The organism is Candidatus Obscuribacterales bacterium (assembly GCA_019744775.1).
GTDB lineage: Bacteria > Cyanobacteriota > Vampirovibrionia > Obscuribacterales > Obscuribacteraceae > SBAT01.
Genome location: JAIETZ010000002.1, coordinates 65,687 through 87,005 on the forward strand (window position 1 = coordinate 65,687; position 21,319 = coordinate 87,005).

The window sequence follows — 21,319 nt, forward strand, 5'->3', positions numbered from 1 at the left end:
CCTGCGCCTACTAAGAAACGTACTCTACTCCTGTGGAAAATCTGTGAAGCATCAAGCCGGTGGGCACTCGGACGCCAATTTACCGGCAGCGACTGCCTGAGAGGAATCACCAGCCGTTTCATAAGCCTGTGCTGCCTTATTGAACGCATCTCTTGCTTGGGTCGGATCATCATTGACCCTGGCTTGCGCGCCCTGCTGCATGTAGCCGGCCGCCTTAGTTAAATTGGAAAATTCCGTACTTTGATCTCCTGAACTTTGATAGGCTTCCACTGCATTACCATAGGCTGCTGCTGCCTTATTAAAATGGCCGGCCCTTGCATAAGCATTTCCGGCGTTCTCGTATGCTTGTCCTAAGTCGGCAGTCGATTCGGCCAGTCCCGCAGCTTTTTCGTAAGCAGCTGCTGCTTCATTAAAGTGATCGGCAGATGCATAAGCATTTCCAGCACAGTTATAGGCAAACGATGCTTCACCTGCTGACTGGAAGCCTGTTGCTGCCGCCATAAAGTCCTTGGCTGCTTTATTGGGATCCCCGTTGGCTCGAGCTAGTTCTCCTTGCTGCATATCGCTAGCTGCTTTTGCTTGATTAGGGTGATTTTGTGCATAATTGCTTGCTGCTTGACCAAAGGCTGCTGCCGCTTTATTAAAGTGTCCGGCACTGTCATAGGCGCTTCCTGCCGAATCATAGTAATAAGCTGCCGTTGATTTTTCATCCTGGGTAGCATACGGTCCCTCAGATGCAGCGTGGTATGCATTGCCGGCACTCTCGAAAGCGGCAGCGGCAGTGTTGAAATGACATGTTTGTAAGTAATACTTCCCTGCATAACTAAAAGCATTGCCTGCTTGATTGTGATTGCCGGCGTTTTGATAATCCTTACCTGCGCTTTCGTAGGCAGCTGCGGCCTTATTAGGATGAATGGGTTGACTGGACGAGTAGTTGTTGCCGGCCTGAAAGAAGTTGTCGGCTGCCTCCTTATAGTAGCCCTGTTGCTCAACACCAGTTGAGTTGTGCGCGGCACCCTCGTAAGCTTCTCCTGCCCGATACAAATCACCAACTTGTTTGTAGTAGTGTCCTGCTTGCTGGTAGGCAGATGCTGCTCGATTAGTATCACCGGCACTTTGATAAGCACTCGCTGCTTGCGCAAAATCTAGTGCCGCTTGTGCGTGTTCATTGGTAGCCAAAGATTGCTCGGCTTGTTGCATATAGCCGGCTGCTTCTGCTTCACGGGGATGCCCTGCTTCTGTATAAGCTGTCGCTACTTTTCCATAGGCATCTGCTGCGTGATTGAAATTGCCATTCTCAACGTATGCATTTGCTGCCTGATTGTATTCTTGAGCTGCCTCATTGTGCTTGCCTGCACTTTGATAGGCATTGCCTGCGCTTTCATAGGCTGCCCCTGCACGTTCATAATGCGATCTTTCTTCAAAGCGATATGCCGCCTTGGCAAAATTACTTGCTGCGTCTGCTGGTTGGTTGTTGGCTAAATCCTGCTCCGCCTGTTGCATATAGCCGGCTGTCTTTGCCTCAAAGGAATTACCTGCCTGGTTATATCTGCTTACTGCATTGCCATAGGCGGCGGACGCCTGATTAAAATGACCGGCAGTTTCAAAGGCATTGCCTGCACTTTCAAAAGCATTTCCTGCTTGGTTGGGATGTCCGGCACTTTTTTCAGCATTGCCTGCACTTTCAAAGGCCTTTCCTGCATTTTCATAGTCGTTAGCTTTCAAAAAATTGACTGCTGCATAACTAAATTGATTGGCCGCCAGCGCATAATTTTTCGCATCAGAGTATGCTTTGCCTTCCATGTTCTGCGCTTCAGCCATTTTCTCCCAATTGTGCTCATTGTTGTAAATCACAGCTGCACTTTGAAAAGCTGCTGCTGCTTTATTGAAATGGCCAAGACTTTCATAAGCATTGCCGGCGTTTTCGTAATCAGCTGCTGCCTGATTGGGATGGCTGGTGCTTGCAGCAGTCGCAGCCTTGGTGAAGTCTTGCGCTGCGTTAGTGTAAGAGGCAGTGGCATCCTGCCCGGCTAGAGTACAGGCATATGCTGTCTCCATCCAGACTTGTCCGGCTTGGCTATAATCACCTTTGCCTTCCATTCTTTGCGCTGCCGTCTGATAGTAACTTATGGCATAGGCAAACTGTTGCTGTGCTCCTGGACCCATTCCTTCTTGAGCTATATACTGCTCACCGTACTGCATCTGTCCGGCGGCATCAGCTAAATGGGTATGACCGGCTTTAGTGAATGCAGCTTGCGCCTCACCATAAGCTGTTATAGCCTGATTGTAATGATTGGCTTGGCTGAAAATTTGCGCGGCACTACTGAATGCCAGCCCGGCTTCTGTCGGATGACCAGCAGCAAGATCGGACTCCGCCTGACCAAGATAAGAGGTAGCTTTTGCTTCATTGGGATGACCGGCCGAGGCAAATGACGTGCCCGCTTCATTGTAAGCGGCCCCTGCCTTGGCATAATCACCTGCTGCCAGGTAGGCACCGGCAGTGGCTACGAAGTTTGTTGCCGCGTTTTCATAAGCAGCCTTGGCCTCGTTAGGATGATGGGCTGCCGCGTAAGCTAATGCGGCGCTCTCGTATGCTTGGGCTACATTTTGCCACGCCTCACCTGATTTGTCTCCACCGTTAACAACGGCACTGTAGGCTCCTGCTGCACTTTCATATGCTGCGGCGGCTTTATTGTGATGACCAGCTGTCGTGAATGCTTGCGCGGCACTGTCGTAAGCTGCCCCTGCCTTATTGTTATGACCAGCTTCTGAGAATGCTGTTGCTGCATTTTCGTAAGCTGCCGCTGCCTCATTTGGATGATGGTTTGCTATGTCCGCATCAGCGGCGTCTTTGTAGTTTGTTGCCGCATTTTCAAAAGCTGTCTTGGCTTCATTAGGATGGTGCGCTGCCGTGAAAGCCGTTGCGGCGTTTTCATAAGCACCTGCTGCCTTGTTGGGATCATGGAATGCGGCACCAGCGTTGTTATAGCTTGCCGCAGCATTATCGTTTGCTGTCGCAGCCTGGTTAGGGTGCTTGCCTGCCGTGTAAGCTGCTGCCGCCAAACTGTAAGCTTGGGCTAAATTCGCATAAGCCTCACCTGACGTGATACCATCCACGGTGATAACCGAGTTGTAGTTGCCGGCAGCATTTTCGTAAGCTTGCGCGGCCTTGTCGGGAAACTTGGCTGTTGTAAAAGCGGCTCCGGCATTTTCGTAAGCTATCCCAGCCTCGTTGAAATGATCGGACAACTGGAAATTTACACCGGCCTTATCATAGGCTGCCGCAGCATCGGCAGGATCATGTGAGGCAGAAAAAGCTGCCGCTGCAGTATTGAAATCTGCTGCAGCACTTTCAAAGGCCTCCATAGCTTTGTCAACATGCCCACCTGCCATGTAGGCATGCGCTGCATTACTGTTAGCTTGCGCCACATTTTCCCAAGCCTCACCTGATCTGTCCCCACCCTCAATAACTTCATTGAAGACTTGCGCGGACTTTTCGTAAGCGGCTGCGGCTTGATTATGATGATTGGCGTTGCTGAAGATTTGCGCGGCATTACTGAAAGCTTGCCCGGCTTCATTGAGATGACCGGCACTGAGGTCTAATTCGGCCTTCATCATATCGGAAGTTGCATTAGCTTCATTGGGATGATTTGCTTGACTCAAAGCCGTTGAGGCATGTTGGTATGCAATTGCAGCTTCACTATGATTACCAGCTTGGCTAAGGATCTGCGCTGCCTGATCGTAAGCTTGTGCCGCTTCATTGTGATGACCTGCCTGATTTAAGGCGTACCCGGCACCATCGTAAGCTTGTGCCGCCTGATTGGGGTGATGAGAGATCAAAATTTGCGCCGCATTCTCAAAAGCCTGTGCAGCGGCACTAGGATCATTGGCCACAAGAAGTCCTACTGCATTGCTCATGTCAAAGGCTGCCTGAGCTTCATTGGGATGATTGGCCGCTTCAAAAGCCGTTGCCGCATTGCTGTAGGATGTTGCCGCCTTGCTAAAATTTTCGGCAGATGTAAATGCTTGCCCGGCGTGAAAATAATCGCGGGCGGCATCGTTATGATCAGTTGCCTGAGAAGCCGCTTTGTCAAAAGCATGTCCAGCGTTGTTGAATTCTTGCACTTCCGCTGTCTTATCGCCAGCCGTGCCATAATCCGTCGCTGAATTTTGATAATCTTTTGCTGCCGCTTTGTATACATCATGATTGTCGTAAATTGTGCCGGCATTACTCCAGTCTTGTGCAGCCTGATGATAGTGTCCTGCGCTTTCCGCCGTTTTTGCCGCTTGTTCGTCCTGATGAGCTTGTTCCTGCCACTCGTGATGGGTAGGCGGCGGAGGAGCAATATGCCCGCCCGTTCCTGTCGGGTCCGGCACCCCTCCATGCGGCGTCAGCGGCGGAGCAATTGGTATCTTCGTTGTCTCACTGGTTGCGTGCGCTGCCACGCCGCCCAATCTCTTGAGCATTTCTTCAGGAGATTCAGATTCTATGGATGGCAGTTCTTGATAGACAACGTTGCTCTTAGGACTAGCCTTGGCCTTCTTGTTGTTTTTCCTAGACATAAACGCTTACTTCTCCCAAAAAGTAATAACCCAGCCAGCTTTTGCCACAGGACATATAGATCCAAGACCTAAGTGCTGGAACTTCTACCACTATCTAATTAACTACCCAATGATTAAGCCGGATAACGCAGTATTGCTGCCTTTGACGATTAAACTTGGGTCTTTCGTGCCACTAACTAACCTACTGCCAAGTTGTGAAAATTTTGTGGATCACATAACGACGTAATCAGCTGCCTGCTTATATTCTTTCATTGTACAGGGATGTTCATCAGCCGCTTCCAAAAGCGCCGTGCCTGGCACCGGGTGAAAACGATCCCGCTTAATTTCAAATTCCGTCAGCTTAAATCCATTGGCATCGAGCAGCTGAACAATAAAAGTGCCGCTTGCCGGCGGAATTTGCGAGGCAGTTACCGTATACCGAAGTACGCCCCGTCCGAACATATCGCGTTTGTCATTAAAGGTGGTGCTTAGTTGGACCGTAGCACCTTGTATTGTGGTCACTGGGTGCTGCTTCCACCTTATTATCGGATACTTGCGCAACTCCCACTCGCATTGCTTAGGCTGGCATTTCTTAGATTGCTGGATATTTTTCACAGGCGCCGGTGATATTTCCGCATGCAGTGGAACTGGCTTTTCTTCTTGAGCAAAACAAGCACCGGTCAGCCCTGGCACGGACAAAATGGCGGCAGTCGCAGCAATTCTTTGAAGTCCTTTAAACATTTAGTCGGCATCAACCTCAGTATCAGACCAGCAAAAGTATACAGCACCGAGGATGTCATGCACGCAGAATCACGGCTCTGATTTAAGCAAGTGATATCACTTATTGGAAGAGTGGTAGGAAACTAATAGGAAATAGGCGATAACTGGCGTGACAGAAGAGTCTTTATTAAATGAAGAAGATGATGACCTAATCGCCAAAATTGGCGACAGAGATATTGTTTCCTCAGATATCGTAGACTGCTTGCTTGCAACAAAAAACTGGCAAGTAATCGACGATTGTCTTGATCAGCTTTTGATAGAAGCAAAATGCGACCAATATCAAATTCAAACAACGGATGAAGAAGTGTCCACCTACATGACCTCCTTTCGACAGAAAAACCAGTTGCTTTCCGTAGAAGATACACGTGCCTGGCTGGATAAGCATCACTTAGACGATGATGATTTTCTGCAACTATGTCAATTCGATGTACGAGTAGACAAATTGAAAAACAAACTCTTTCAGGACAAAGTGGATGAGGCCTTTACCTACAAAAAACAAGCCCTTCAGACACTGGAGCTGTACAAAATTGTCGTTGCCAATGAGGAGGCCGCACGTGAGATAGTCAGTTCTGTGCTAGAAGGGTCTAGTTTTTTTGAATATGCGCGCAAATACAGTATCGATAAGGAAAACGCCAAGTCCTGTGGCTATGCGGGCTATGTTAAGCTGAAAGATCTGCCGCCTAATGTGCAGGACTTGCTGATAAAAGGGCAAGTCGGCGAAGTCTTGGGACCTTTAAAGGTCAACAAAAATTTCGAGATCTATCTGATAGAAAGCGTTCAAGTACCCTCTTTGGACGATAATTGTAGAAAACAAATCGTCGATGATCTGTTTGCCGAATGGTTAGCTGACACTAAAACACGCTCTAACATTGAACTGTTTATATGAATCCGGAATCTGAATCCAACAAATTGCATGCGGTAGAACCGGACAAGCTGGGCACAGCTGAGGTAGTGTCAAGTCGCCGCGGCCCGGTTCGGGTCGAATTCAACATTGATAACGGCATGCTTCTTCGCCTGGTTGGCATCATAACTGTTCTTTTACTAGCGTGGTCGTGGTTTATGGAGCTGGATGAGATCACGCAGGCTCCCGGCGAAATAATTCCGTTTGAACAAGTGCATCCCATTAGAGCCGGTTTCGATAGCAAGATCGAAGCGATTTACGTGAAACAAGGCGACTATGTAAAAAAGGGTGACTTGTTGTTGAAGCTGGATGCAAAAACTTTTGGGGCCGAATTACAGAAGGACCAGCAAGAACTTGAACTAGCCAAGCAAGAGTTAGAGAGTCACCAACACGCATGCCGGATCTTAAACGCTTATATGAAAGATCCCCACACCATGCCCGCTGATCTCTCCAAAGTAAATGAGGTAGCCAGGGCGATAAGCGATCTCTACGCGGCAGGAAGACACATGGAGCGAGCCGAGCTTGATATGCGTTCGACGAGTGAAGACGGAAGCAATATTCCCGAATTCAGTGCTCTAAGATCCCAGCACCAGAGCATCGCTGAAAACCGCAGGCTAAAAGAAGAAGCACTGGCTAATAGGGGCAAACACTTTTTGCTGGAAGAACAAAAAATCCGCAACCGGATCAATTCCCTTAAACAACAAGTAGATCTGCAGAAGTTGGCAGTAGACAAACAGCGTAGTTCACTGGATGGCGCACAGAAGCAACTCGCCGCCTACGAGCGTGTGCTAAAAATTGGCGCTTCATCAAAAATCGAAGTTCTGGACGCTCGAATTAGGATGGAGGACAGACAAAAAGACCTTACTAGTGCCGAATCAAAACAACGCGACTTGGAAGGACAGCTTGAATCAGCCAAACATGAACTGGCTGAACTTCAATCGTCCAATTCCATGCAAATAGCAGAAATGCAAGCCGGAATCGGCAACATTGCCAGCCAGGCTGCACAAACAAGAATGCGCATGAGGTCAGTTGAACGTGATTACCAAGCTTCCAAAGCATCGTATCACGTGGCTTTGCGAGCAGCCGATTCAACTTATGCCAGCGAACTTAGTGAGATAAACAATATAAAGAAACAAATTGAGGAGCTCAATGCCTCAATCAGTTCGACGGAACGCTCTTATCTTAAAGGAGAACTGCGGGCACCTGTTGCCGGCACTATAGCACTCATGAATTTTCAGGGTGTGGGAGAAGCGGTGCACCATGGAGACGAAATTCTAACCATTGTGCCTGCAAACGAGCATCTTGTTGCCAGTGTTAATGTGCCCAATGAGCAGATAGCTTTTTTGCGGCCGGGTGAATTAGTAAAACTGCAATTTCCCGCTTATCCGTACCAACAATATGGAATCATTCCGGCCAAGATAAGCACGATCGCTGCCTATCCACATGAGGACAAGGAGCATCCCCCTAGCTTTAGGGTTATCCTTGATCCACAGCGGGAGTGGATAGTCTGTCGCAATCGCAAAATTCCCTTACGCCAGGGGCTGGAAGTCGAAGCTCAGTTAGTGCTAAGAAAGCGCCGGCTGCTGATAACACTTCTGGGTCCGCTTTTACGGTTAAAATACGAGCACTTTAAGGCATGACGAACATGAATCCGGGCACGTCAATTGATGCACAAATAGAAAGTCACCTGCGCAATCACGAGCTTTGGGCGAATCTCACTGACGCGGAATTTCAGAAATTAGCCCAGAGCCTAAGACCGGAAAAACTCGAGCTCGGCGACACTCTACGCGAAAAATCAGCGTCTGAAATTGACATATTAGCTATCGGCAAAATGCGTTTGTTTAAGCGCTCGGATACTCAAGAACAGACTATTTGTACGCTGGATACAATCGGCGAGTGTTTTTCAGACAGTTGGCTTAAGAACATTGATAATGTGTCGGCACGCGCTTCTGAACAGTCGGTTGTATTACGAACAGAGGCATCCATTCTGGAAGAGTTAGCTCAGCAGAACCAGTCTTTTGCTAAAGCTTTGACACAGTACCGGCAAAACGTTGAGTTTCTTGGTTTTCTACGCACGCATGCACCCTTTGATGGCATAGCTCCCAACAAGACAAAAGTTCTAACACGCTACCTACAAGGATTGCTCCTAACTGGTGGTGTAAATGTCACAACCAAAGGTCTGCACATCATCAAAAACGGATCGATTGAATTCAGTGATATCTCCGGCAGTCAGACTTTGCATGCCGGTGATTACTTTATCACCGATAATTTTGGTCCCTTCAAAAGTACTGGACATGACTTCACAGTCAAAGAGTCGGCGGAATTTATTTTTCTCAGCGCAGATCAATACACTGCGGTTGTCAGCCACCACTCCGACGTCGCAGAAGCATTGAGCAATTTCGGACAATCCCCTTCTGCAACACCAAAAATCATTCCCAGTGCAACACCAACGGCGTCTTACAGACAAGCTAGTCAACCAAGCGCCGCCGAAGAGGTCGAAGAATCGCTGCCTACAAAGCTGAGCAAGCTTCTGCACCAATATCCTGTTATCATGCAACAAAGCCAAATGGATTGCGGAATCACCTGTCTGGCTATGGTGGCACTATTTTTCGGCAAGCGACTGGATATAAACGATTTGCGCGAACGTGCCGGTGTTAGTGTGGAAGGCACCAATCTTTTATCTCTGGCTGAAACTGCCGAGCAATTTGGTTTTATGACCAGAGGAATTAGAGGCACTTATGAAGGGTTATTGACTGCCAAACTACCTTTGATTTGTTTCTGGAAACAAAATCACTTTGTTGTATTGTACGAGATCAACAAGCACGAAGCGCGCATTGGTGATCCAGCCGAAGGGCTTTTGACAATAAGTCGCGAAGAGTTCACTCGCGATTTTTCAAAGAGCGCGTTGGAACTAGTGCCCACTGTTGAGCTAAAGCGAGCTCCTGGGCAAAAGAATCCGCTGACCGTCCTTTGGCCACTGGCCAAACCATACAAAAAACAAATTCGCGATGTCCTCTTAGCCGGCATTGTTTATCAAGCACTGATGATCATCACGCCGTTTTTCTCACAAACAATTATCGATCGCGTCATCGTCCACGAAGACATTTCCATGCTCAACATGCTGCTTATCGGCATGCTGTTGGTTACCTGCTTTCAATCGGCTTTGACCTTTGCCCGTGGCGTTTTGCTTTCGACGCTTTCAACCAAAATTGATCATGCGCTGTTTGTGCAGTTTTTCAAACACTTGCTGAGTTTACCTTTGAAATTCTTTGAGCAGCGTACAACCGGCGACGTGCTGGCACGCTTCAACGAAAATGCTCGCATCACTGCTTTCTTATCAGGCAGCACCATTACTGTCTTACTTGATAGCTCAATGGCCCTTATTTATCTGGCCGTGCTCTTCTATTACAATTGGGCATTTGGTCTTACTACATTGGCTTATGTTGCAGTCTTAGCCTTTCTCACTTTTGCCTACACGCCACTCTTGCGCGGGTACAGCAACGAACTCTTTAAAAAAACAGTAGCCAATGATTCCTGTGTAATAGAAACAGTTCATGGTGTAGAGAAAATCAAATCCGCCGCCGCTGAAAATCGCACGCGCTGGAAATGGGAAATTATATTCGTAGACAAACTCAGTGTCTCCTTTCGACAACAGCTTGCCTACAATGGCTATAGCGTCTTCACACAGCTTGTGCATATTGCCGGTCGCATGCTTCTAATGTGGCTTGGCGCGCATCTAGTCATAGCAAAAACCTTCACTGTTGGTCAATATATGGCTGTAATGATGATGTCGGCGTTTGTTATTGATCCCATAATGCGCGTTATTTCTATGTGGCAACAATTGCAGGGAGTCAACATCTCTCTTGAAAGAATTGGCGATGTATTTAGAAGTCAACCAGAACAGATTGGCACAAAAACCCGCATGCCCGACGTTCAAGGCTTCATAGAATTCAAAAATGTTACTTTCCGATATAACGAGCAAGCCAGTAAAAATGTTTTGCTCAACGTCTCTTACTCTGTAAAACCGGATCAAATGATAGCGATAGTTGGACGCTCCGGCTGTGGCAAAACCACAATTGCTCGATTGATACAAGGACTGTATCTGCCGTCATCAGGTGCTGTCTTAATTGATGGGGTGGAAACAACCCAAATGGAATTATCCGATCTGCGTAAAAGAACAGGCGTAGTGGCCCAACAGGAATATTTCTTTACCGGCACCGTTCGCGAAAACATCGCATTCTACGTCCCAGACGCTCCTCTGGAGAAAATTATTGCCGCCTCTAAAATGGCCGGCATTCACGATAAGATTCAGACAATGGGTAGCGGCTACGACACGCAATTGAGCGAAGGGGGTCAAAACTTATCCGGCGGCGAAAGACAGAGAATGGCAATCGCGCGAGCACTCTTACATGAACCGCGCATTCTGATTCTGGATGAAGCGACAAGCGCGCTGGATAGTGAATCGGAGAAGCACATTCAAACCTGTCTGGAGACAATTCGCAAGGGTCGCACAATGATTGTCATTGCTCACCGCCTTTCCACCATCAAGAGTGCAGATCTCATTCTGGTTGTCGATCAAGGTCAAATTGTGGAAGGCGGCAAACATGACGAACTTCTGCAAAAGAAAGGCTTGTATTTCCAACTCTGCAGTCAGCAGTCTATATAAATTATGCAGCATCAAGAGTTTTCCCAGCTTGAAAAATCCAATCAAATATCGGAACAGATGCAATTTGCTGTCTTCGAGAGTCATGGACAGGCAGCGCAACTTGCGCTTTACGCCCTTGGTGTAGTAATGATCGTTGGATTTATCTGGGCAGCACTTGTTGAGAGCGATATCTGCGCTGAAGCAACCGGCAAACTTGAGCCATTGAATCGCGTGCAATTTATCCAACCTGCCGCAGATGGAACTATAGCTGAGTATAGAGTTCGCGATGGACAACATGTTTCGGCAGGAGAAATTCTTGTCTTACTAAATACTGTAAGGGCCGAAGCAGAATTGAATAAAAAAGAGCAGGAATTATTCATCCTTGAACATCAACTCAAAGATCATGAAGACGCGAAAGGTGCCCTTTCGCGCATTATCGCAAATCCTGAATCAATTAGTGACGTCAGCCTGGCAGTGCCTGAGTCTTATCGCATTGCCGGGCAGTTGTTTACAGCAAAAAAATCCCTCGATGCTGCCGCATATGATATATCCGGAGCAAATACAGGACATACCACGGCAATGTCACCACAAATGGCTTTTTTGCGCGCGCAAAGGCAAGCCCTTAACGCAGCTAAGGCGGAAAGAATTAATTCAGTTAAGCACAGGACAGCAGCACGAGAAGCGGAAAGAAAAAAACTTGAGGCCAGAGCTGCTTCACTGGAAGCGGATTTGCAAAAGGCACGTATTGAACTTTCTCAGGCGGAAGCTTCATTAGCTGATGCGAAAAAAGAAATGGATATATACGAAAAGGGGCGCCGATTGGGAGTAGCCTCTGAAGTTAAATTCCTGGATGTGAAGAACTATATGAATCAGAGGGAGTATGCCGTTGCTCAACTAAAACTACAAATTAGCGATCTGGAGCAAGCTGTTAAATCCGCGCACGTGGATCTTGAATCCAAGAAATTGTCTTACAATGCCGAGCGCCTGGACATGGAGGCACAAATTAGAGGACAGGAAACTCAAATTTCAAGTGTGCCATTGTCTATGAACGAATCAGTACGAGCACTTGAGCACAGGCAGGCGGAATTTGAGGTTGCTTCTTACAATGCCCGTGCTCGCTATGCCATGGAATTGAAGGAAATAAGTTCTTTGGAGAAAAAGATCATTGCCTGTCAGGCTGCCGTTAATGTGCTTAAGGTACAACTCTCCGAAAGGTTCGTTCGCTCACCAATTGATGGAATCGTCTCCGACCTTACACATCTTCAGCCTGGGCAGATTGTGACGAGGGGACAAACCCTCATGACAATCGTCCCCTCGTTGGACGAGCTAGTCCTAAGGGCTGAAGTAAACAACAAAGACGTGGGTTTCATCGAAGTCGGGCAAGAGGCACGATTAAAGGTAGACGCTTTTCCTTGTGAAGAATTCGGTATCATTCCCGGTAAGGTGCTGAGGGTCGGCAATTATCCTGAGCACAAGATAGAAGCAGGCAAAAGGGTCTCAGTCTATAAAGTAAAAATTCGTCCCAATCAATCTTTTCTGCAGGTAGGAAACAAAAGATACGACCTCAAGCCTGGGCTAATGGTGCATGCAGATATCATCTTACGTAAACGCAGCTGGCTAGCCCTATTGTTTGAGCCGTTGTTGAAAATCAGCAATAACTGATCAAGGTGGGTTAGAATACTTCAAGTTGTTACCTGATACCATCGGTTACCAGCTTAACTTGAAGCCTTTCAACCTCACCTTACTAACAGCGGTAATTTTCAGCTCGTGCGTGTCCATTGCAGCTGCCGAGGATATTCCTGCCGAGATTAAGGATCTTCCGGAAGTGAGTTCGGCGCCTTTAACCGGCCGCATCCAACTAAACGTGGAGAACATCAAGCAGAAGGAGCCACTTTCACCGGACCTCTCGCCCATTTTAATTGATGCCCGGCGAACTGAACCCCTCTCTCTGGAAAAGGTATTGTCGGTCGCTGTAGACCGCAACCTCAACTATTTGCAAAATCGCTGGCTGGGACGCTCAGCATTTCTATCCTTTGTCGGCAGCGCCGCTGCGATGCAACCATACGGTTATGGTTACTCTCTGCAAAATGTCTATCTGACCCAATACGGCACAGCGGCAGCACCGTGGACCGTCAGGCAGCCAACTGACTATTTGCGTTACAACGTCTATGGTCCAACCATATCCACAGGTGGAACGACACTCTTGAACATGGTCACTAATTACTTCAAGTACAGGGTGGCTTCCTACACTGTAAAAACAAGCCTGCAAGACACGATGTTTGAGGCTTGCAACAATTACTTCACCTTATGCCGCGATCTTTCGTTACTGCATGTGAACGACATCGTAGTTGAAAACTCCAAAGAAATAGTCAATCTTAACCAGGGACTTTTTGATTGCGGCATGGGTACGAAATTGCAGCTGTTGCAGTCCCTAACTCAACTCGCCTCTGACCGTGAACAACTGGTATCACAGCAGGCACAAACTCGGGTATCGGCAATTAAACTTGCCGTAACGTTGAACATGCCCCTTTCAGACTATATCGTGCCTGTCTCCAAGCCGCTACAAGAAGCAACGCTAGTCGATCCACAAATCCCGGTAGAGAGGTTAGTCTTTGCTGCCCTGCAACAGCGCCCTGAAATTGCCAGAGCCCGCAATCAGGTACGTACGGATCTAGCACAAGCTGGGCAGGCATTAACACCAATAATACCTACAGCCAGCTATAGCTCTAACAATGGAGCATTTTTTCCATCCAATGGTCAAGGCAATACCAGGGGAATACAAAGCACGCTACAACTCACCTGGCAGCTCAACAATTTAGCTATTCCAATTTTGCCCAATTTTGCATCTGGTCTTGCTCAGGCCCGATCCGATCAATACGCCTTACGCAATGTCGAGCTGCAGGTGCGATCTGATGTAAGACAGTCATACGACAACTGCTTGGCCTACAAAACAAACATTGGAATTGCAAAAATAGCTGCAGCTCAAGCACAAGAACAACTCCAATTGGCGGAAGAAAGACTTAAATCCGGCATTGGCATTAACATCGACGTTATTCAAGCTCAGTCAGCTTTGACAGTCGCATTGCGCAATTACGTCAACGCCATCTACAGCTATAACATAGAGCAAGCCAAACTACGCCGAGCCATCGGCGGTTTTACAATTAGTGCTGTAAGACACAAGCTACGCTACGATTGATCGCAAAGCTTACGGCTATGCGTTCATTACCTGCCTAGATGCCTTATTTAGCTTCTCTATGGCTATCGGCAAATCAATGGTTTGGATATGCCCGTCCTTAACGATAATTCTGCCATCCACAACCGTATAGGAAGCATTTTGCGGCGTGCAGAATATCAAGGACGCTACAGGATCAACCATACTGCCACCGGCAAAGGCCACTTGATTTGTGTTGACAGAGAAGAAATCAGCGCGCTTACCGGTTTCCAAAGAGCCGATATCATCACGGCCAAGGACAGCTGCACCACCAATGGTGGCAATTTCCAAAACATCACGAGCAGACATCCATTGCTTTTTGTCTTCCGGCGGTCCGCCCTCATTCTCACTCAACAATGTGCGAGCCAGGAGCATAGCCTGCCGTGCTTCAGCCAGCAAGTGTGAACAGTCGTTGCTCGATGAGCCATCCACGCCAAGACCTACTTTTACACCAGCGTCGCGACACTTCTTAATTGGCGCAATTCCGGATGCAAGACGCATATTTGAAGACGGGCAATGTGCTACACCAGAGCCGGTCTTAGCATACTGAGCAATTTCAGCGTCATTGACGTGTACTGAGTGGGCAAACCAAACATCATTTCCCAACCAACCCAATTTTTCCATAGCGCCGACCGGTCTTAGACCGTAACGCTTCAGACAATAACGCTCCTCATCGAGTGATTCGGCCAAATGCGTATGCAATCCGCATTTATGTTTGCGGGCCAGTTTGGCCGACTCAATCATCAAATCATCGGTTACTGAAAATGGCGAACATGGAGCGAGCACAATGCGGGTCATGGCACCAGGCGTCATATCATGGTACTTATCAATTACGCGCTGGCAATCATTCAAAATATCACTTTCATTTTCCACACAACTATCTGGTGGCAGACCTCCCTTTGACTGACCCAGTGACATACTTCCGCGGGAAGCATGGAAACGGATTCCCATATCTTTAGCCACCCCAATTGCATCATCAATTTTGCAACCATTAGGGAATACATACTGGTGATCAAATACGGTAGTGCATCCGCTCAGAGCCAATTCTGCAAGACCAACCTGAACGGCAAGACGCTCGGCATCAGGTGTCATTCTTGCCCACATTGGATAAAGAACGCGCAGCCAATTCCAAACATTGCCGTCCTGGCAAGCCGGAGCAACTCTAGTCAAATGCTGGTACAGGTGTTGGTGCGTATTGACCAAACCCGGCAACACAAGGTGACCCTTCATGTCTAAAACAACTTCAGCGCTTTTAGGCAGAGCACTGCTTTCGCCTACCTGCTTAATGACACCATCTTCAATGTACATGCCACCGTCTTTTATCTCGCGGCGAGACTTGTCCATGGTAACCAGCACGGCTGCATTTTTTACCAGCATGGATTTAGGACGCTTACCGGCGACCGACTTTGTCTGGGCTTTACTTTCCAGATCGCTGCCTATTGCCAGAGCTGAAGCTGTAACGGCAGCACCAGCTAAAAAATCGCGGCGTGATAATCCATCTTCATCGTGAGCCATGTCATTCTCCTTGTTTAGTTAAGAGCACCAATGAGTTCACCAAAGCCGTGACTACTTGTGCGCAAAATTGTGCGCAAGTCGTTAAGCATGGTAATTCGATTACTTATCAAATTAATTGTCTCGTTCCAGAAGTGATGAGCCTTACCTTCTGCTGAAAGTTTCTCTATAGTCGACGGACGATCGATATTTTTATTCACAACCCTAGATTCTTTCCAATAAGCAATTAAATCTTCTCTGCGCGTCCTGTTGGCAGAGCTAAATGGAGAAGGAGCATTGAGATAACGTTCCATAACCGGGGTCAACTTGAAAGAGCTCGGTCCCTTGCCCAAAGCCGCGTTTATCGCATTGGGCTGCGCCTGACGTCTACCCCAGAAGCCCTGATGCTCTATAACAGATGCGCCGGCCAAACCGGCAATAAGATAACCAGAAACAATATTTACGCGATTGGCATCCAAAACAGTCTTTGGATATGAAGACAATCCCATTGAATCAGAAATGATTCCTAAAATACCTATCTGATAGAAGTTGAGGTTGTTAGTCAACGTGATTGCCGTATTCTGCCTGCGAATCATTTGATCACGCACTTGCGTCTCAATTAAACTTTGACGTCCAATTTTATCGCTATCAGAATTGGTGTCTAGGTAGCCTTGCAATACCAGACGCGTGACAGCAATCTTGGCATTCTCATCAGATCGCTCAAGGCTATCTCTAACTAAGGAAGTAGCACCCAGCAACTTAGCGGCTCCACTTGCGAAAGGATTTAACGAAGCAACTGTGTCATCAGCATCAGGTGATGTTGATTGCGGCCAGACTTGACGTAACAAATCTGCCAATTCGCCATCAAATTGCCAGAAGTGTTCTCTCAGCGAACTTAAAAGTGCAATACGGTTGATGACGAGTTTGATGGTGTCCCACTTGCATGACGGCATGTTGGCAAGTTTTTCTAAGTCATGACGATTTTTCAGATTCATGGTGGTAACGTGATACTTTGTCCACACATCATTTAGATAATTACGTCTGGTCTTTCCCTCTTTGCTTAAGGGAGACGTTGAATCAAGATATGCATTTACCAGCGGTGAAAAACCATTATCGGTCTCTGCCCTAAGATGGAAAAAGTCGGCAAGCGAATTCGGCTTACTCTGATTCTTACGCCAACCACCATGCAATGCCACTAATGTTACCGTGCTCAATATTGTTGCTATAGCATCAGCGGTAATAAACAGCTCGTTGCCGGCCTGCCCATATTCCTTCAGATAGCACCAACCGGCACATGCACCCAATGTGCCCATTTGAATAAAGTTGAGTTCAAATAGTTTTTGTAGAACTGCGCCTCGCCTGGCCATCATTTGTGAAAGCACAACATCATATTGATAATTAAGCTCTTCCTGGCAGCGATCACCGGCAATTTGCATTTCCAAAGTGGCGATTAACACTGATTGCAGAATCTGTACTTTCAGCTCCTGCTCACGCAAAGGACTAAGCTGTCCGGCACTGTCCTTTAATTCAGCAACCAGGGGTTCCAATTTAAGCAGGCGCATGGCTTCATCGGCGCCGCCGGAAAGGCTAACATTAACCGCATTCGGGTTAGCGATATCAGAGCTTATCTCTTTTAACAGAGATAGGAGCTCCTTGTTAAATCCCATGACAGTCGAATAGAGCGACCAGAGCAAGACAATACGCCTATTCAAAACAAAAATCTTTTTAGACTTTTTATCGTCAATACCAGCCAGTGTCTTATCGTTGTTTATGTCAGCGCCAAAGCGTTTTTTCCATACAATATTAAGCTCTTCGCGCCGTGATTTAGCTTCTCCAGGAGCCGGCATGTTGAAATAACTTGCCACCAATGGCGGCAAATTTCGCCCGTCGACTGGTCTTCCATCAACAATATGCTTAATCGATGCCGGTGGCGCTAAGTGCCTGGCCCGATCGAACTTGTTATAGACAATATTGATGGTCGGCAATCCGATAGCAAGTCCGGAACCTACCGTCGTGCCGACTGCCGATTGCTTGAATTTTTTTGCAATTCGAGAATAGGGCTCGAAAAGGCCGTACAAAACCGCCAATTGTGAAAAGTTAGCAACAGTAAACGCCTCATTAATAGTATTTGTCTGCCTCTGCTTTTTGGACAGCATATCGTATGCATATGCCATTTCAACTTCCAGGCGATTTTCAGCGGACTGCACCTGCAATATTCCTTGCAGGATTCGGCGCAAACAAAACGCCCTTAGCTGCACGGATTTTTGCCGGTCAACTGAGCCACCAAGCAATTGCTCAACATCCGTATTGATACCAAGAATATCGGCAGCTTGTGCAGCAGATGGACTTAATTGCACGCTTGAAGCGATTGCCGGATGAGTCAACCAGGGCTGAATGGTTAGCACGCACAAGATTGTCGCGCATGCACGATGAAAAAGCCGGTTGAAATTAGAACGCATCAGAACCACACAGCGATGTTCTCCACTTAAAAAATATCTGATGTGGAGTTTTTTTTCTATAACTACAACCTAAAACTCGGTTGTTTTAGACATTCAAAGCCTGGTGGCGTATTTGGTAGCAAACGTTGTTCTCAAGTATAGACATTTTTCAAATGGACAATTGTTTTGGACCACGCTTGTCATTTCAGTTGACCGCGACTGGACGACGCAAAAATTTGTATGGATATCAACTACTGTTCCAAGGCTTCGTCAAGATCCAAAAGGATGATTGTTGGCTCTTAGCAGTTCATTCTACAGCTCGATAAAAGAAACTTGGGATTGGTCTAACTTTCGTTGGCGAAAATCTAATTGCTGTTCTGGGAGAACACTTATCTAAAGAGGGTGTATGGACCGAGGAAATGCAAATGACTTGGCAAAAGCACTTGAATTTGTATCACAAGTAATGATCGAAGCTGCAAACAATCCTCAAAAATATGCCGATGAATTGATCAAAGCAGGTTTAGAGGCTGATGGATTCAGCAAACGTACGACTACGCCGTGGGCCTTGCCGAGCATGAGCGAGATGTCAGTTTGATGTTCTGCCGCACAGTCAGTGGTTTATTGATACCGAGTAGCAATCCACTTCTTGTATAGTTCGCTTGATAATTCTGCATAGTACGACGCCCGATCAAGCGCCCAACCTTTCTCTCCGTAATCACTCATATTTCTAAGCAGGTAGAATAAGCTCTGCGCCGTACTATGCGCACCTTCATAATCACCAGACTTTTGCTGAACTTGCAAAGCTTCTTCGTACAGCCGCCAAGCTCTATTATGCTCACCGAGGGTTTGAAAATGACTGCCAAGGCGTTCTTTAAATTTACCGATGGCAGGATTCATTTCTCCATATATGCCGGTCAATTTATGTATTCCAGCCGAATAAAGTCGAACCGCACTTTGGTGATCAATATCAGCCCAAGCATCAGGGTACCCGTGTTCATAGACTTTTCTGGGATCCAAAACAACCTTCCAGCCATTTTTTAGTTGTCCCCACAATAGAGGATCAGCGTAGCCGGAAGAGAATCCTGCACGCTCCATAGTTTTCTCAAGGGGTTCGATTTCTGATGGATACACCTTCTCTGAGAAGTGCTCCCAATCCGAGCGCCATTTTTGATAGGGTCTGATAAACTCAGGCAATTTTTCAATGGTGCAGTTATGTAATTCTATTTTTTCCAGTGGCTGAATAACCAATGGGCAATTTACCGATCCATAATCATGCTTCAGATTCGCAATTTCACCAGTGTATTTTGAACGAAGCTCCAAGCAAGTATTAGTTGAATACTCTGGTTCCCACTTTCCCTGAAAGTACTTTAGAATTCCACTAAATGATTTGCCATTAAGTAAATCACGCACCATATAAAATGGCTGAAGTGAACTGGAATCCGCAATGATAATGCTATTGAGCATTTGTCCTATGTCATCAAACGGCTTGTACAGAAGCTCAAGATTGTTATCAACTGGTTTGTACTTATAATTGGAACTAGATCCACCTTTGTGAAGAATGGCATTGCCATCATCATGCAGCTCGATTTTTTCTCCAGTCGGTAAATTCCATTCACGCTTTTTAAATAACACGGTTGCATCAGCAAGAGTTTCGCCTGCTTGCTTAGAGACGAGTTGTTCTGTTAGTCCTCCAGCATAGGCAGGACGTAAACCGCTAAATTCAGCACCTGTCAACATCGACGCTTGCATGGCATTAGCTGTCATTGCTAGTCCAGGGCGTAACGTTCCGGCAATGTCTACAGCCAACGCGCCACCAGTGCCTGCCAGTCCTGTCACTGGATAATCAATAGCCATTGAGCCAAGATTGTAACCGAGCAGTTTTTTATTCGCTTCCAAATGACTTGCGTTGACGGCCGTATCCCACATAACAGGCGCCGTTCGCATTCCCAGATCTCCGGCAAGCATCAGAGTCCCAGCTACAGGTAGCAGTTTCTGGGCACCGGCAAGAAATTTATCTGAATTGTGTCCGATGAATGGTTCTATAAATACTTTAGGATTCTTGGTGACCACTGCCAACCCTGCTCCAATCGCGGCAGATGCAACGACTTGCATACCTACGGCAGAAAGCGGATTGTCCTTAATTTCATTGACCCTTTCACAAAGCCCATTGAAAGCGGTCTGTGGTACCGAACCTAATAGTTCCATTTCTCTATGGAAGATACTAGCGACGGAGTTGTCTACTGAGGATAGATGATGGATCCTGTGCTCACGCTGAAAATCAGACATTGTTGAAACTCCAAGTCGACCAGTAGCTTGCGGTTGAGAATCGACAATGTAACCGGAACCAAATCCGTCGTCATTGGGGGTATTACGAAATAACTGAGGCTTCTACGTACAAACCTGAGCGTTTGCCTGTTGCTTAAGTAGACCTAGCGTCTGGGATGCGCCCCGACAGTAGACGGATTAATTTGGGATGGGGAGTCGATAGTAGCAGTGCCATCCGATTTCCATTCTGTTGAGAATCCTTTGCTATAAGCATGGCCCCACTTATCGGTTGACTTGCAATACGCAATAGCAGCGAATTTCGTTCGTGGAGCTTGGTTATACGACGATTGATCGAACTGAGGTCTACGCTCCCAGTCAAATTGACGGAGGTGATCATGCTTCGATGGGGAGATCGAAAACCTTAGTTCTGCGCAGCTAGTAGCTGTTCGCGCGCATCTTAAAAAACGACTCAGAAATCATTGACATCTACGTCAGGTAGGCATAGTCTGTTCCGAGATATGCACACGTCCTCCAGACTTGGAGATAGACATATGTCCGTATGGAAATACCGCGACCGTTGCAGCAAAGAAAAATTCGAATTCGCCAAAAGACTGCGAGCAAACCCGACAAAATCAGAAGCGCTTCTTTGGGATGCCCTTAGTTATAACAAACTTGGGGTAAAGTTCAGACGGCAGCACGTAATTCTCGGTTGGATTGCTGACTTTTACTGCGCTCGCTATAGACTAGTCATCGAAATCGACGGCGGTTCACATTCGTCCTTGTGGCAGATGAAGAACGATGACTATCGAGACTCAGCCATGAGAAAGCATGGCTTTATGGTTTTACGATTGAAGGACAAAACTGTCGAAAACAATCTTCCAGAGGCGCTGGAACAGATTCGAACAGCCATGGCTCGGATTCAGACTCAAGAAGCCGGGTAGAAAATGAAACTATAAACTTTCAATTCACTTGACGGATAAAAAATTGATCTCGGCAGCCAGGAAATGCAAATTTAACGTGTGTCATATTGACACACATGTATCAAT

General features: G+C 47.0%; 12 protein-coding genes. 7 read left to right on the forward strand and 5 right to left on the reverse strand.

Annotation, left to right across the window (positions count from 1 at the left end; all coding sequences use genetic code 11):
- Positions 1-51 precede the first annotated feature (51 nt).
- Positions 52-4,563 carry a hypothetical protein gene (locus K2Y22_03860; GenBank protein ID MBX9877571.1) on the reverse strand — a complete coding sequence of 1,504 codons (4,512 nt, stop codon included), beginning with the start codon at positions 4,561-4,563 and terminating at the stop codon, positions 52-54.
- A gap of 210 nt (positions 4,564-4,773) precedes the next feature.
- Positions 4,774-5,283, reverse strand: a complete 510-nt coding sequence (locus K2Y22_03865; GenBank protein ID MBX9877572.1) for a hypothetical protein — start codon at positions 5,281-5,283, stop codon at positions 4,774-4,776.
- A 148-nt stretch (positions 5,284-5,431) separates the two neighbouring features.
- Here K2Y22_03865 and K2Y22_03870 point away from each other — a divergent pair, with 148 nt between their 5' ends.
- From K2Y22_03870 to K2Y22_03890, 5 genes are read left to right on the forward strand one after another with little or no spacing between them, the layout of a single operon-like run.
- Positions 5,432-6,208 carry a peptidylprolyl isomerase gene (locus tag K2Y22_03870; protein MBX9877573.1) on the forward strand — a complete coding sequence of 259 codons (777 nt, stop codon included), beginning with the start codon at positions 5,432-5,434 and terminating at the stop codon, positions 6,206-6,208.
- The gene (locus tag K2Y22_03875; protein MBX9877574.1) at positions 6,205-7,863 is read left to right on the forward strand and encodes an HlyD family efflux transporter periplasmic adaptor subunit; all 1,659 of its coding nucleotides are present in this window, start codon (positions 6,205-6,207) and stop codon (positions 7,861-7,863) included. The genes K2Y22_03870 and K2Y22_03875 overlap by 4 nt, the downstream gene beginning before the upstream one ends.
- Entirely contained in the window at positions 7,860-10,889 is a 3,030-nt protein-coding gene (locus K2Y22_03880) for a peptidase domain-containing ABC transporter (protein MBX9877575.1), read from the forward strand. Before K2Y22_03875 ends, K2Y22_03880 begins: the two co-directional genes overlap by 4 nt.
- A 3-nt stretch (positions 10,890-10,892) precedes the next feature.
- Positions 10,893-12,530, forward strand: coding sequence for an HlyD family efflux transporter periplasmic adaptor subunit (locus K2Y22_03885; GenBank protein MBX9877576.1), 1,638 nt, complete (start codon positions 10,893-10,895; stop codon positions 12,528-12,530).
- A 25-nt stretch (positions 12,531-12,555) separates the two neighbouring features.
- The gene (locus K2Y22_03890) at positions 12,556-14,064 is read left to right on the forward strand and encodes a TolC family protein (protein MBX9877577.1); all 1,509 of its coding nucleotides are present in this window, start codon (positions 12,556-12,558) and stop codon (positions 14,062-14,064) included.
- A 15-nt stretch (positions 14,065-14,079) separates the two neighbouring features.
- Here the strand turns inward: K2Y22_03890 and K2Y22_03895 are convergent, their stop codons facing one another.
- On the reverse strand, positions 14,080-15,594 hold the full coding sequence (locus K2Y22_03895) for an 8-oxoguanine deaminase (GenBank protein ID MBX9877578.1): 1,515 nt from the start codon (positions 15,592-15,594) through the stop codon (positions 14,080-14,082).
- A gap of 14 nt (positions 15,595-15,608) precedes the next feature.
- Positions 15,609-18,038 carry a hypothetical protein gene (locus K2Y22_03900; GenBank protein ID MBX9877579.1) on the reverse strand — a complete coding sequence of 810 codons (2,430 nt, stop codon included), beginning with the start codon at positions 18,036-18,038 and terminating at the stop codon, positions 15,609-15,611.
- Positions 18,039-18,414: 376 nt separating this feature from the next.
- Between K2Y22_03900 and K2Y22_03905 the strand changes: the two genes are divergently transcribed.
- On the forward strand, positions 18,415-18,603 hold the full coding sequence (locus tag K2Y22_03905; GenBank protein MBX9877580.1) for a hypothetical protein: 189 nt from the start codon (positions 18,415-18,417) through the stop codon (positions 18,601-18,603).
- Between the two features lie 23 nt (positions 18,604-18,626).
- Here the strand turns inward: K2Y22_03905 and K2Y22_03910 are convergent, their stop codons facing one another.
- Positions 18,627-20,294, reverse strand: a complete 1,668-nt coding sequence (locus tag K2Y22_03910; protein ID MBX9877581.1) for a hypothetical protein — start codon at positions 20,292-20,294, stop codon at positions 18,627-18,629.
- A 530-nt stretch (positions 20,295-20,824) separates the two neighbouring features.
- Between K2Y22_03910 and K2Y22_03915 the strand changes: the two genes are divergently transcribed.
- Positions 20,825-21,214 (forward strand): endonuclease domain-containing protein, encoded by a 390-nt coding sequence (locus K2Y22_03915; GenBank protein ID MBX9877582.1) that lies wholly within the window; start codon positions 20,825-20,827, stop codon positions 21,212-21,214.
- The last annotated feature ends 105 nt before the right edge of the window (positions 21,215-21,319 follow it).